The sequence below is a fragment of the Cocleimonas sp. KMM 6892 genome (genome assembly GCF_035798195.1).
Lineage (GTDB): Bacteria > Pseudomonadota > Gammaproteobacteria > Thiotrichales > Thiotrichaceae > Cocleimonas > Cocleimonas flava.
In genome coordinates this window covers 367,698-381,236 of sequence record NZ_JAPFBV010000002.1, presented here as the reverse complement: position 1 = coordinate 381,236, position 13,539 = coordinate 367,698, and the positions used below count along the sequence as shown (strand labels likewise).

Here is a 13,539-nt window from a genome sequence, read left to right as displayed (position 1 = left end):
TTTATTAAGAAGTATTTTTATCATGAGAACAATAATAATAAGATCACTTTCATTCTTTTCATTGACTGTCTTTCTTTTCGCTTGTGGTGGCTCAAATAGTTCCAGTGAATCAACTGTAACGTCAAATGAAAATCAAGATATCATTACTCCTGTTATACCAGCACCCCCCGAAGATACAGATAGCACAACGATTACATCCGTAGAGCAATCAGCACATGATTTTACCTCTGATCATTTCAGCGGTTCGGATAATTGTGCGCAATGCCATGATGGCTTAAGTGATGATATGGGTGAAGATTTATCCATAGTCACTGCCTGGCAAACAACCATGATGGCTAATAGCGCTCGTGATCCCTTCTGGAAAGCAAAAGTTGCCAGCGAAGTGGTACGTAATCCGGAACACGGTAAAACAATCGAGGGTAAATGCGCCCGATGCCACATGCCAATGGCACATGTAGAAGCAACCTTTAAAGATGAAGCCATTACCTTGTTTGAGGATGGTTTTTTGTCTCCAGATAACCCTTATTTCAATCAAGCTGCTGAAGGCGTCAGTTGTACGGTTTGCCACCAGATAGAAAATACCGCAGGATTTGGTACAGAAGCAGCAACATCAGGTAAGTTTGTGATTGCTGATAATACCGCCGACCCAAAGCTCTATGGACCATTCTCCAATCCAATTCAGGGACCTATGCTCAATAGCACAGGCTATACACCCGTTGAGAGCCAACATATTTCCGACTCTGCACTGTGTGGCAGTTGCCATGATGTTAAAACTCCGATAATCGATACCTCCGGAAACCTTACTGCTAATGAGTTTCCAGAACAGATGATTTACAGCGAATGGAAAAATAGCGATTTTGCAAAACCAGGCAGCGAAGAAAGCTGCCAGAGTTGTCACATGCCATTAGCCTCTGGCAAAACAAAAATTGCGAGTAGACCCAGTTTTGTTGAAGCACGAGATCATTTTTCCAAGCATCAGTTTGTTGGTGCTAATACCGTCATGCTAGATATCTTACAGAACAATTCTACGACACTGGGTTTACCAGTGAATGACTTCAGTAATACGATAAATTTAACAAAAGAAACGCTTAGAAGTTCAGCCGACATTGCGATTGAAAATCTACAACAGGAAAACCAGCAATTATCATTTAACGTTCATTTGAAAAATAAAACCGGGCATAAATTCCCCAGTGGATTTCCCTCTCGAAGAGCATGGCTACATATTCAAGTGACTAATACAGACGGTGATCTGGTATTTGAATCTGGTGCAATCAATCACTTAGGACAAATATCTGGTGTAGATTCTGATAATGATAACGACACTACAAATAGCACTAATACAGAATATGAAAAACACCATGATCTGATTACCTCTGCTGATCAAGTTCAGGTCTATGAAAGCATCATGGTTAATACGGACAATTCGGTTAATTACACCTTATTAAATAGCGCAGGCTATATCAAAGATAATCGCTTATTAGCCAAAGGCATGGATAAGAGCCATATTCCGGTAGATATCGGCGCAAAGGGTAATGCAATTGATGATGAAAACTTTGATGCTGCAGAAGATGTCGTTACCTATCAACTGCAAAATATCCCTACTGGTTCATACATTGTGAAAGCCACATTGAATTATCAATCCATTTCCTACCGCTTCGCCACAGACTTATTTAAGGATAAATCTGCACATAGCTTAGTTAATGACTTCAAACTTATGTACGATAATGCACGTTTTCGTCATGAAGAAGTGATATCCGTAGAGGCTAATTTATAAAGATTCATCCTGTTTGGGTGGCTAAACGTAGTATTCGATATTTAAGAAAACCATGTATCTTGGTCCTTTATACAAAAGCCACCCCCCTGCTTTGAGCCGTTTTTTTACAGGCCAATATCAGATTGGATAGATAGAAACCACGCCATCCTATCGTTGATATCCTTTATTATGAAAATAGTACTTGTGCTCAGTCACGCAAGGACTAAAATTGAGCGCTTTGATAATAACCAAGCTATTTCATGAAAGTATCTCATTTTCCAATTTCCACCCTCCGCGAAACGCCTGCCGATGCAGAAATTAAAAGTCACCAGTTAATGCTGAAAGCCGGCATGATCAAACGTGTCTCATCAGGTCTATATACCTGGGCGCCCTTTGGCCTCAAGGTAATGCGTAAAGTTGAAGAAATCGTTCGTGATGAACTCAATAAAGCGGGTCTAGTAGAATTACTCATGCCAACGGTACAACCGGCAGAGCTATGGCAAGAGTCTGGTCGATGGGAACAGTTTGGTCCTGAATTACTGCGCATGAACGACAGAAAAGGTGCTGAGTTCTGTTACGGCCCAACGCACGAAGAAATTATCACAGATTACGCTCGTAAAGAGTTGAAAAGTTATAAAGAACTTCCTGTGACTTATTATCAGATTCAAACAAAATTCCGTGATGAGGTTCGTCCTCGTTTTGGGGTAATGCGTTCACGTGAGTTCATCATGAAAGACGCATACTCATTCCATACCACACAGGAATCTTTGCAAGAAACTTACGATCAAATTCATGCGGCTTATTCGCGTATTTTTGAACGCATGGGATTAACCTTCAGACCTGTTCTTGCAGACTCTGGCGCGATTGGTGGCAGTACTTCTCACGAATTCCACGTATTGGCTGATTCTGGTGAAGATGCGATAGCATTTTCCGATGAAAGTGATTACGCCGCTAATATCGAACTCGCCGTGGCTCTTCCACCTAAAGGCGAGCGCCCTGCGCCGACTGAAGAAATGCAAACGGTTGATACGCCGGATTCTCACACGATTGATGCGGTATCTGCATTCTTGAATAAACCCGCAGAATCTTCCATCAAGACATTAATTGTCGAAGGTGAAGAAGAAGGCGAAGTCGTTGCAATTCTGATGCAAGGCAATGATCAGTTAAACGAATTAAAAGCCGAGAAAATTGATGGCATTGGTTCACCGTTAACGCCAGCTACAGAAGAACAACTGCTTCAGGCTGTTGGCTGTAACGCCGGTTCTATTGGCCCTGTTGGTCTGAAGATCAGAATCTTTGCTGACCATGCCGTTAAGAACATGGCTGATTTTGTCTGTGGTGCGAATGTCGATGATAAACATCACATCGGCGTAAACTGGGGACGCGATCTACCAGAACCAGAGTATGTAGACGTACGTAACGTTGTAGAAGGAGATCCTAGCCCTGACGGAAAAGGCACGCTCAGTATTCTTCGTGGAATAGAAGTCGGACATATCTTCCAGCTAGGTACTAAATACTCAGAAGCGATGAATGCCACAGTATTAGGTGAAAACGGCAAACCAGAAATAATGACCATGGGTTGTTACGGCATCGGTATTACCCGTGTTGTGGCAGCAAGTATCGAACAAAGTCATGATGATAACGGCATTATCTGGCCAGCAGCATTAGCCCCTTTCCAGTTAAGTATTGTGCCTATCAATTACAATAAATCAGAAGACGTAAAAGCAGAAGCTGATGCCTTGTATGAAGAGCTGATTGCAGCCGGTTACGATGTATTACTGGATGATCGTAATATGCGCCCAGGTGCAATGTTCGCTGATCATGAGCTGATTGGTATCCCACATCGCATCGTTATTTCTGATCGTGGTTTGAAAGAAGGACAGGTTGAGTTTAAATCTCGTACAGATGACGACGCAAATGATGTTCAACGTGCTGATATCATGCAGTTTGTTGCGGATAAGTTAAAAGCCTAAATACAAGAAAAAAGTGGCTTGTCTTGGCTCACTAAGAGCCAGACAAGTCCATCATAGATTTCGTAAGAAATCGTCGAGGCACATTGCTAAATCTGGTTTAGTAGCTTTTATAACTACTTAAGTCACCCCCCTACTTTTAGGCCTTTTTTATATAAACAATAATTACTTTTGTTTGTTTGTTTGTTTGTTTGTTTGTTTGTTTGTTTGTTTGTTTGTTTGTTTGTTTGTTTGTTTAATCAAATCTTAGCAGCTAAACGTTTCTCCACAGGCATTCTGACTAACCAGAAAATACTTGCCAATATAACGCCCACAAAAAGTATCCCGCCAATATTGACCGACTCCCAACCAAACTTGTTTTGAAAAATTCCTGCGGATAATGATGCAATAGTTACCATCGAGAACACCATAAAATCATTCAACGCCTGAGACTTTGCCGTTTCTTCTGGTTTGTAAGTTTCAGTTAACAGTGTTGATGCGCCAATAAACAGGAAATTCCAGCTGATTCCGAGTGCTACCAAAGCTACCCAAAAATGCCACACCGATGTACCTGATAGGTTTATCAATGTGCAAATCAATGCCAATACTGCTCCTGTCACCATGACTTTAATTACTCCCACCTTTTGAATGATTGTTCCGGTGAAGAAAGAAGGGGCAAACATGGCGAGTACATGCCACTGAATCACAAAAGCGGTTTGATCAAACGCATGTTGATGATGATGCATCGCTAACGGTGTAGCGGTCATCACATACGTCATAACGCCATATCCCAACATACCGCAGATTACCGCAACGATAAACGTCGGCTGCATGGCAATCTGTTTTAATGGCCGCCCAGTATGTTGCAAATCAACGATAGAAGCTGGCGGTAACTTTATGAAAAATAATACAATAAAAATTAAAACATAAAGTACGGTAACGTAAACAAAGCCGCCCACGAAAGGAATGTTATCGACCATTCCTCTACCAAAGTTAGCCAGATTTGGGCCGATAAAAGCAGCTATAACTCCACCTACCATCACATAAGAAATGGCCTTAGCACGATTACTGACTGCGACAACATCTACCGCAGCGAAACGAAAGTAAGTACCGAATCCGTTAAATACTCCGATAGAAAATGAGGCAACAGCGAATAACCAGAAATTAGTGGTAAATACCGCATACACAGCCAAACAACCGCCTGTAATCCCAAACAAACTGCCAAACATAAAACCAGCACGTCTTCCCCATTTACCCATCAGTAATGACGCCGGGATGCTGGTTAACATCTGCGCCAGAAACTGTAATGACAATGGTAGAGTAACCAGTATTTTATCATCCGTTAAGGTCAGACTTACCAAGGCAGATGCCGTTATCAATAACGATGAACCACTCATCAATAAGGCCTGACAAATGGCCAGCAAATACACGGAAAATGGCATTTTATCTGTGCTTATTAGTGCGCTCATAGCTAAAGTTTTTTTCAGAAACGAAGTGCCACACCATAGAGGGTATGCGATACTCCGTCCATTCTATTTTTTCGATATAAGGATTTAATTAAATGGCTGATAACCGTCCTGTGCAACGCGCATTATTAAGTGTTTCCGACAAAACTGGTTTGTTAGAATTTGCCAAAAACCTGCATGCTAAAGGCATCGAGCTTCTTTCTACAGGTGGCACCGCAAAACTACTGGCTGATAATAATGTGCCTGTAATTGAGGTTTCAGACTACACAGGTTTTCCTGAAATGATGGACGGCCGTGTTAAAACGTTACATCCAAAAATACACGGCGGTATTCTCGCTCGCAGAGGCACTGACGATGCTGTAATGCAACAGCATGATATTCCGCCTATTGATCTTATTGTGGTTAATCTATACCCGTTTGCAGAAACAATTGCTAAAGAAGGCTGTAGCTTTGAAGATGCGATTGAAAATATCGATATCGGCGGTCCAACAATGGTTCGTGCCAGCGCGAAAAACCATGCGCATGTCACTATCGTTGTGAATCCATCGGATTACGCGACGGTAGAGAAAGAGCTTGAAGAAAATAACGGAAGCATTTCTAAAGACACTCGTTTCAAGCTAGCCACAAAAGCTTTCGAACACACTGCGGGTTATGATGGCATGATCGCAAACTACTTAGGAAAAATCGTTGAGAATGACGAACCTAAAGGTTTCCCATCTACGTTTAATGCACAATTCAAATTAGCACAAACAACCCGTTACGGTGAAAACTCTCACCAGTCTGCTGCTTTCTATGTTGAAGAAAATCAGCAAGAAGCGAATATCGCTACTGCAAAGCAATTACAAGGTAAGGAACTCTCTTACAATAATATTGCAGATACAGATGCAGCATTAGAATGCGTTAAACAATTCGATTCAGAAGCCGCCTGTGTCATCGTCAAACATGCTAACCCGTGTGGCGTTGCTACTGGAGACAATCTTCTGGAAGCTTACGAGCGTGCATTTAGCACTGATCCAGAATCAGCCTTTGGTGGCATCATCGCATTCAACAAAGAATTAGATGAAAAAACGGCGAAAGCAATCATCGAAAAACAATTCGTAGAAGTGATTATTGCTCCACACGTATCAGCGGGAGCTAGCGAAGCCGTTAGCAGCAAAGAAAACGTTCGTTTATTAGAATGTGGTGATTTTGCTGAATCCATTGCACGTTTAGATTTTAAACGCGTTAATGGTGGCTTATTAGTTCAAGATGCAGATTTACAACTTTATGAAAAACTAGAAGTGGTTACTAAACGTAGCCCTAGCGATGAAGAAATGCGTGATCTTCTGTTTGCCTGGAAAATAGCGAAGTTTGTTAAATCTAACGCTATTGTTTATGCAAAGAATCAAATGACGATTGGCGTTGGCGCTGGTCAAATGAGTCGCATAAATTCTGCACGTATTGCAGGAATCAAAGCGGAACATGCAGACTTAACAGTAACAGGCTCTGTAATGGCTTCTGATGCCTTCTTCCCTTTCCGTGATGGTATTGATGCCGCTGCAGAAGCAGGTATTGCTGCTGTTATCCAACCCGGTGGATCTATGCGTGATGCAGAAGTTATTGCAGCTGCTGATGAAGCTAACATGGCAATGGTGTTCACTGGAATGCGTCATTTCAGACATTAATAAAAAATTGCCCATAAGTGGGGGGGTGTGTTTAAGTTTTGATATAACAATTATCAATAACTGATTGAATTAAAACCCTTTCCAAATCATAAAAAAAGCAGAGTTAATACTCTGCTTTTTTTATGCCTTAAATTAGCTTATTTCTATTAGCTTACTTTGCATAAGCTAAATTCAGCCAACTTAATTAGAGACCAACTTAGCGATCTCGTTTATGTGCAGCTTCGATAGCTTCTGCCATTTCTTTCTCAACCTCAGCATCGAACTCACCGATATCTTCTTCGTTGTGAGTGCCCGCCAACGGATCATTATAAACATCAATATCCAGCTTACCTTCACTTTTAGCGACTACAGTTGATACTGTCGCATCACCCGAAACATTCACTGCCGTTCTAATCATATCCATCAGACGATCGACACCTAGGACTAAACCGATACCTTCAACAGGTAATCCCACTTGGGTAAACACCATGGACAACATGATTAAACCAACACCTGGCACACCGGCTGTTCCTATTGAGGCCAGTACCGACATCAAAATAACCGTTAAGTAACCACCTACACCCAGTTCGACATTATAGACATTAGCGATAAACACGGTGGCTACACCCTGCATAATCGCTGTTCCATCCATATTTATGGTTGCACCAAAGGGAACGGTGAAGGAAGCGACTGAATTATTCACACCAAAACGTTCGGTGACCGTTCTCATGGTAACCGGAATCGTCGCGTTAGAACTTGCCGTACTGAAAGCGAACACCTGAACATTCCTGATCTTCTTCAAGAACATCGCGGGACTCAGCCCTGAGAAAACCTTGAGTACTATCATCAGCGTGATAAACAAATGGAACATTAATGCGCCGACCAATACCAGCACATATCCGGCCAATGACGCGAGTAGATCAAGACCTAAAGTAGCGACTGCTTTTGCAATCAACGCGAATACCGCATAAGGAGCAACTGCCATCACTATGTTAACCATCTTCATCATGATTTCATTCGCAATCTCAGCACCTTCAACAAAAGGTTTGGCTTTTCGTCCTACCAACAACATGCTAATGCCCAATAGAATCGAGAAGAAAATCAACGGTAACATATCACCCTGAGCCATTGATTTAACAGGATTTGTTGGGATGATATCGATTAATACCTGCGTCAACGGTGGAGATTCTTTACCCGTAAAAGCCGCGGCTGAATCTACATTCATGCCTTTACCAATACCGAAGCTAACCGCGATGATGATTGCAGTAGCGATCGCGATTGCCGTAGTCATCATATACAGGGCAAATGATTTACCACCGACGCGACCCAGCATTCTGATATCACCGATACCACACACACCACAAATCAGAGAGAAGAATACCAACGGAACAACGAGCATTTTCAAGGCATTAACGAACATCTTGCCTACGACATGAAACAATCCATTAACGATATAGGTGTCGACAAACGAGTTTGAAATCAAACCTGTCAGGTTAAGGACTAACCCCACAAGTATCCCCAAAGCCATGCCCAACAGCACTTTGACCGTCAGACTCATTTTTTTCTTTTCACTCATAAAATTATCTCCATGTTATTAATAATTCCAATCATTTAGTTCTGAAACTGTTGAGTTTTATTATGATTATTTCTTTAATTAACTCGCCTAATACTAAAAAAGTGTAGTACAGAATAATTGGAAAGTGATACAAATTGACTGAAATTTGCCTCATTTACACAAGCAAAAAAACATGTATGGCTAAGTGATTAATTTTAAATAAAATATATTTTTCATATTTAGATTAAACTTCTGCAACAAACACTCGTATTACTTGAATTTGCTTGTTACTTGCTAGTTTCTTTGTGAGAATGTGACATTCAAAATAATGGAATAGTTTTTATGTTTATGTCGATTGCACTAGCACTTCATGTATTAGCAGTAGTAGTTTGGGTTGGCGGTATGTTTTTTGCACATCAGGCGTTGCGTCCTGCTGCTGTAGATACTTTAGAACCACCGTTACGCTTAACACTCTGGGTTGCTACCTTTAAACGTTTTTTTCCATGGGTCTGGCTTTGTGTGATTGTCATTCTGGTGACAGGGTTATGGATGATGACGCAATTCCCTAAAGCTATTTATATTCACAGCATGATGGGTTTAGGAATAATCATGATGCTACTCTTCATGCATGTATTTTTTGCACCGTATAATAAATTGAAGAAAGCTGTTGCATCTGAAAGCTGGCCAGAAGGCGGTAAAGCATTAGGTCAAATCAGAATGTTCGTTGGTATTAATACAGTGATAGGCATTGTTACTATTATTGTTGCTACTGCTGGTAGATACTTCATTTAGTAGTTTTATCTAATCTAGATAATAAAAAGAAAGCCTCCTGCTATGGGGGCTTTTTTATGTCTGTTATTTATTAGCTGTTATTTATTGAGTGATAACTAATTGGAGGTAATTAATCAGTATCAAATAGGATAGAAATAAAATCTAGCCAGTTTTAGAGGCTGGTAAAACCAATAGAAAATTAGGTTGAACCACGTGTTTATGAAAATCTAGGACAAATACCGTAGGAGAGTATTGCACCCCCCTACTTTGAAGCCTTTTTTTTAGTTAGATTTAATTGGCTTTAACTAACGATGTAAACCAGTTAAGACGCTTTTGGCTTGTTATCTGATTTGTTAGCCGTTTTATTCGATGATTGGTTACCTGATTTATTACGAGGGTTTTTGCCCTTATAACCACCGCCATTGCGAGGCTTTCCAGAGTGTTTCTGGCCAGGTTTGTTACCGTTGTTATTCGGTCGCTGTGGCACACGATCACGGGTAATACGCTTACGTGGTTTCAAATCATCTGCAAGTAACTCTGCAGTTACACTTGCCATCTCTATCGATATACCGATGTATTCTTCAATTTCTGGCAAGTAGAAGGCAGTATCTTCACAAGCAAAACTATGAGCTTCACCCGATGCACCAGCACGAGCGGTACGACCTATACGATGTACATAATCTTCCGCGATTTGAGGTAGATCATAATTGAACACATGCGACACATCATCAATGTGTAATCCACGCGCAGCTACATCCGTAGCTATCAATACCTGATGCTTACCCGCTGCAAATTCTTTTAACAGACTCTGGCGTTTGTTCTGGCGTACATCACCCGAAATAAGCACGGCTTGAATGTCATTGCCGCGCAAGTAGTCATCAATGGTTTCAGCATTACGTTTGGTATTTACAAAAACAATCGCACGCTCTGGTTTCAACTTTTGAATCAAACCAATCAACAGTGGGATTTTTTCATCGTTGGATGGATAGTAAACATACTGCGCAATTTTCTTGGTATTAACTGCTTCGGCTTTGATTTCCAGTTTTTCAGGCTGGTTCATGTGCTCGTAGGACAATTCCATGACACGATGCGATAAGGTGGCAGAAAACATCATGCTGAGTCTTTTGCCTGGATCTGGTAAACGTCTTAATAAAAAGCGGATATCCTGAATAAAACCAAGATCAAGCATGCGGTCGGCTTCATCAAGGACTAAGCCCTGACATTCGTGCAGGCTGAATACTTTTTTCTTCCAGTAATCAATAATTCGACCAGGTGTTCCAATCAGAACATCAACACCTGCTTCTATGGCTTTTTGTTGTTGGTCGTAACCGGTACCACCGTAGGCTAAGGCAATTTTTAATTCGGTATTTTTGCTCAGCTTTTCGGCATCTTTGGCAATCTGAATCGCGAGTTCGCGGGTTGGAGCGAGTATTACAAAGCGCACTTGAGATTGATTACGCTTATTCTTATTAGGTTTTGGGTGTTTGATTAAATGTTGAAACGCAGCTAATAAAAACGCCGCTGTCTTGCCGGTTCCTGTTTGTGCCTGACCGGCGATGTCTCTGCCTTCGAGACTGATTGGCAATGTTTTAGCCTGAATGGGTGTACAAAATTCAAAGCCCATTTCAGTGATTGCTGACTTTAACTCTGGCAGTAATGGCAAATCGGCAAATTTGACATCACTTAAATGTGTTTGGTGTAATTCTACTGTTTCTTCTTTTGTCGTATTATTCATTTATTATTTCTATGTTATGAAAGCTCTAATCGACATGATCTGAACTTTCTTTATGCGAGCCATGATAATTGCATAGCTTCCAGCACGGGTTTAGTGTCCGGCATCTTTGTGCGCCAGATTGAAAATGACTCAGCGGCTTGCTCTACTAACATCCCCAGCCCGTTCATTACTTTAGTAGCACCTTGATCTTCGCACCAAAATTCAAATGCAGTTGGTCTACCTCCGTACATCATATCATAACAATGCACGCCTGACGCTAAACAGCTTTCAGGGATCGGTGGCATGATGCCTTGAAGGCTAGCCGCTGTGCCATTGATGATTAAATCGTATTCGCCTTCGATGTCATTGAAGCCGCCACCCGCTAATTCACATACTGGAGAGTTCTGCTGTGACAGTTCCTGCATATCAGCGACTAATTCTGTGGCGCGTTCCGGGGTGCGATTAGCGATAAATATTTGACTCGGCAATTGCATTAATAACGGTTGCAGAATACCTCTGACTGCACCACCTGCCCCTAGAATTAAAATGCGTTTGCCCTGTATCTGGCTGTGATGATTTTCTACCAGATCACGAACCAAGCCGATTCCATCGGTATTAGTACCGTAAATGCTACCATCTTCTCTAAATACGAGGGTATTTACTGCTCCCGCTTTTTTGGCGTAATCACTTAATTCATCTGCCAATTCCCACGCTTCCTGTTTGAAGGGTACGGTTACATTTAAACCCATGCCTCCGCCTTTACGAAAAGCTTCAACCGTTTCTTTGAATTCATCTGTAGGAGATAACAGTGCTTCATACATGATATCTTCGTCCGCTTGTTGCGCGAACATCTGATGAATCTGCGGTGATTTGCTGTGGGCGATAGGGTTACCGATAACGGCGTATTTATCCATTTGTGTGAATCCTGTGCGTTTATCTCTTATCCATCAAACTTTATTGAGATAATACACCCCACCACTTTCTAAAATACTGCCGATAAGTGGGGGGTGCCTTTGAATTAAGTGGGTATTTATTTTGGCTTACTGTAACTACAATATGGCGCTATTTAAGCTTTCTTCAACCAGCGAGCAACATCTTTAGCGAAGTAGGTCAAAATTCCATCTGCGCCGGCACGTTTCATTCCAAGTAATGCTTCCATGACTACCGCTTCTTCATCCAGCCAGCCATTTATAGTCGCGGCTTTTAACATCGCGTATTCGCCACTGACCTGATACACATACGTCGGTGCTTTGAATTCATCTTTAACACGGCGCACGATATCCAGATAAGGCATGCCTGGCTTTATCATCACCATATCAGCACCTTCCTGTAAGTCTAACGCAACTTCATAGAGCGCTTCATCGCTATTCGCAGGGTCTTGCTGGTAACTGTATTTATTGCCGCTACCGAGATTACCTGATGAACCGACAGCATCTCTGAAAGGCCCATAAAAAGCAGATGCGTATTTTGCGGAATAAGCAAGAATACGAGTATTAATATGACCTGCCGCTTCCAATGCTTCACGTATTGAGCCAATGCGTCCATCCATCATATCCGAAGGAGCCACAACATCAGCACCTGCATCAGCATGGGAAACCGCTTGTTTGACTAAGACTTCAACCGTCTCTTCATTCATTATGTAGCCTTCATCATTCATCAAACCGTCCTGACCATGTGATGTAAACGGATCAAGCGCAACATCGGTGATTACACCTAACTCTGGGGCTGCCGCTTTGATGACACGAATAGCACGTTGCGCCAATCCTTCAGGATTGTATGCTTCTTCCGCTAAATCCGATTTTTTGCTGTCACCGGCTACAGGGAAAATTGCCATCGCAGGGATGCCTAATTCAGCCACCTGCTTCGCTTCTTCAGCGAGTATATCCAAGGTTATACGATCAACACCTGGCATTGATGCTACAGCTTCACGAGTGTTTTCACCCTCAATAACAAATATAGGATAAATCAGGTCATCAGTAGTTAGTGTGTTTTCGCGCATTAAGCGACGAGAGAAATCATCACGACGCATACGACGCATTCTAGAATGAGGGAATGAACCAGTGGTTATTGGCATAGTAAAATCTTCCAGCTTATTGATTAAATCAATTAGATTTTATTAACTTTTACAGTGTTACAAAGTAAATCATCTAGGCAAAAGTTAATGAATTAAATGAGTAGTAAGTTTAGTGAACAGTCTGAGATATTTCGTAGTCCATAAGGTCTTCAGAATCTTCTAATAAATCTTCATCAGTATATTCAGATTCAGAAATATATGAAGCATGGTGCATCATCAATCTCCAACCGTTTTCCTGTTCAACATAGACGTTGGTTGCCAGAACTTCTGAAAACTCGGTTTCTATATCGTCACTATCAGCAAATATTTCAGTGACCAAATGCACGGCAACGCCGTTCGAATTTGTACGATTCATGACTTCTACTTTTATTACAGAACCTGAGATTGCATGTAATATTTGATTCCAGCTTTCAATCACGTCCTCTCTGCCAACTAAAGGTACGGATGATGGGTGAATACAGCTGACATTATCATCGGCTATTAACGCTTCCATCAAATCTTTATCACCCATTTCAAAGGCGGAGTAAAATGCAGCTTCGGCTTCATCAGCCGTGGCAAAATAGTATTCTGAGTTATCTTTTTTCATAGTCGAATGATACATCAAAGTTCCTTAA

Annotated in this window: 10 protein-coding genes; 4 read left to right on the top strand and 6 right to left on the bottom strand. The window is 41.5% G+C overall.

Annotated features, from left to right (window positions below; genetic code table 11):
* Positions 1-22: 22 nt before the first annotated feature.
* Entirely contained in the window at positions 23-1,774 is a 1,752-nt protein-coding gene (locus OO007_RS07370) for a multiheme c-type cytochrome (protein ID WP_325808313.1), read from the top strand.
* A gap of 239 nt (positions 1,775-2,013) precedes the next feature.
* Positions 2,014-3,726: a proline--tRNA ligase gene (locus tag OO007_RS07365; RefSeq protein WP_325808312.1), complete on the top strand. Its 1,713-nt coding sequence runs from the start codon at positions 2,014-2,016 to the stop codon at positions 3,724-3,726.
* Positions 3,727-3,962: 236 nt separating this feature from the next.
* Here the strand turns inward: OO007_RS07365 and OO007_RS07360 are convergent, their stop codons facing one another.
* Positions 3,963-5,171 carry an MFS transporter gene (locus OO007_RS07360; RefSeq protein ID WP_325808311.1) on the bottom strand — a complete coding sequence of 403 codons (1,209 nt, stop codon included), beginning with the start codon at positions 5,169-5,171 and terminating at the stop codon, positions 3,963-3,965.
* A gap of 92 nt (positions 5,172-5,263) precedes the next feature.
* Here OO007_RS07360 and purH point away from each other — a divergent pair, with 92 nt between their 5' ends.
* On the top strand, positions 5,264-6,832 hold the full coding sequence (gene purH, locus OO007_RS07355) for a bifunctional phosphoribosylaminoimidazolecarboxamide formyltransferase/IMP cyclohydrolase (RefSeq protein ID WP_325808310.1): 1,569 nt from the start codon (positions 5,264-5,266) through the stop codon (positions 6,830-6,832).
* A 196-nt stretch (positions 6,833-7,028) separates the two neighbouring features.
* Here the strand turns inward: purH and OO007_RS07350 are convergent, their stop codons facing one another.
* Positions 7,029-8,387, bottom strand: a complete 1,359-nt coding sequence (locus OO007_RS07350) for a dicarboxylate/amino acid:cation symporter (protein ID WP_165874652.1) — start codon at positions 8,385-8,387, stop codon at positions 7,029-7,031.
* Positions 8,388-8,714: 327 nt separating this feature from the next.
* Here OO007_RS07350 and OO007_RS07345 point away from each other — a divergent pair, with 327 nt between their 5' ends.
* A complete protein-coding gene (locus OO007_RS07345) occupies positions 8,715-9,158 on the top strand; it encodes a CopD family protein (RefSeq protein ID WP_131905405.1) in 444 nt (147 codons plus the stop codon).
* Between the two features lie 301 nt (positions 9,159-9,459).
* Here OO007_RS07345 and OO007_RS07340 read toward each other — a convergent pair whose 3' ends face one another.
* The 4 genes from OO007_RS07340 to OO007_RS07325 form a co-directional block, all read right to left on the bottom strand.
* Entirely contained in the window at positions 9,460-10,872 is a 1,413-nt protein-coding gene (locus OO007_RS07340) for a DEAD/DEAH box helicase (RefSeq protein WP_325808309.1), read from the bottom strand.
* 50 nt (positions 10,873-10,922) lie between these two features.
* Positions 10,923-11,765, bottom strand: coding sequence for a shikimate dehydrogenase (gene aroE, locus OO007_RS07335; RefSeq protein ID WP_325808308.1), 843 nt, complete (start codon positions 11,763-11,765; stop codon positions 10,923-10,925).
* Positions 11,766-11,917: 152 nt separating this feature from the next.
* A complete protein-coding gene (gene hemB / locus OO007_RS07330) occupies positions 11,918-12,925 on the bottom strand; it encodes a porphobilinogen synthase (RefSeq protein WP_325808307.1) in 1,008 nt (335 codons plus the stop codon).
* 109 nt (positions 12,926-13,034) lie between these two features.
* The gene (locus tag OO007_RS07325; protein ID WP_325808306.1) at positions 13,035-13,526 is read right to left on the bottom strand and encodes a nuclear transport factor 2 family protein; all 492 of its coding nucleotides are present in this window, start codon (positions 13,524-13,526) and stop codon (positions 13,035-13,037) included.
* Positions 13,527-13,539: the final 13 nt, after the last annotated feature.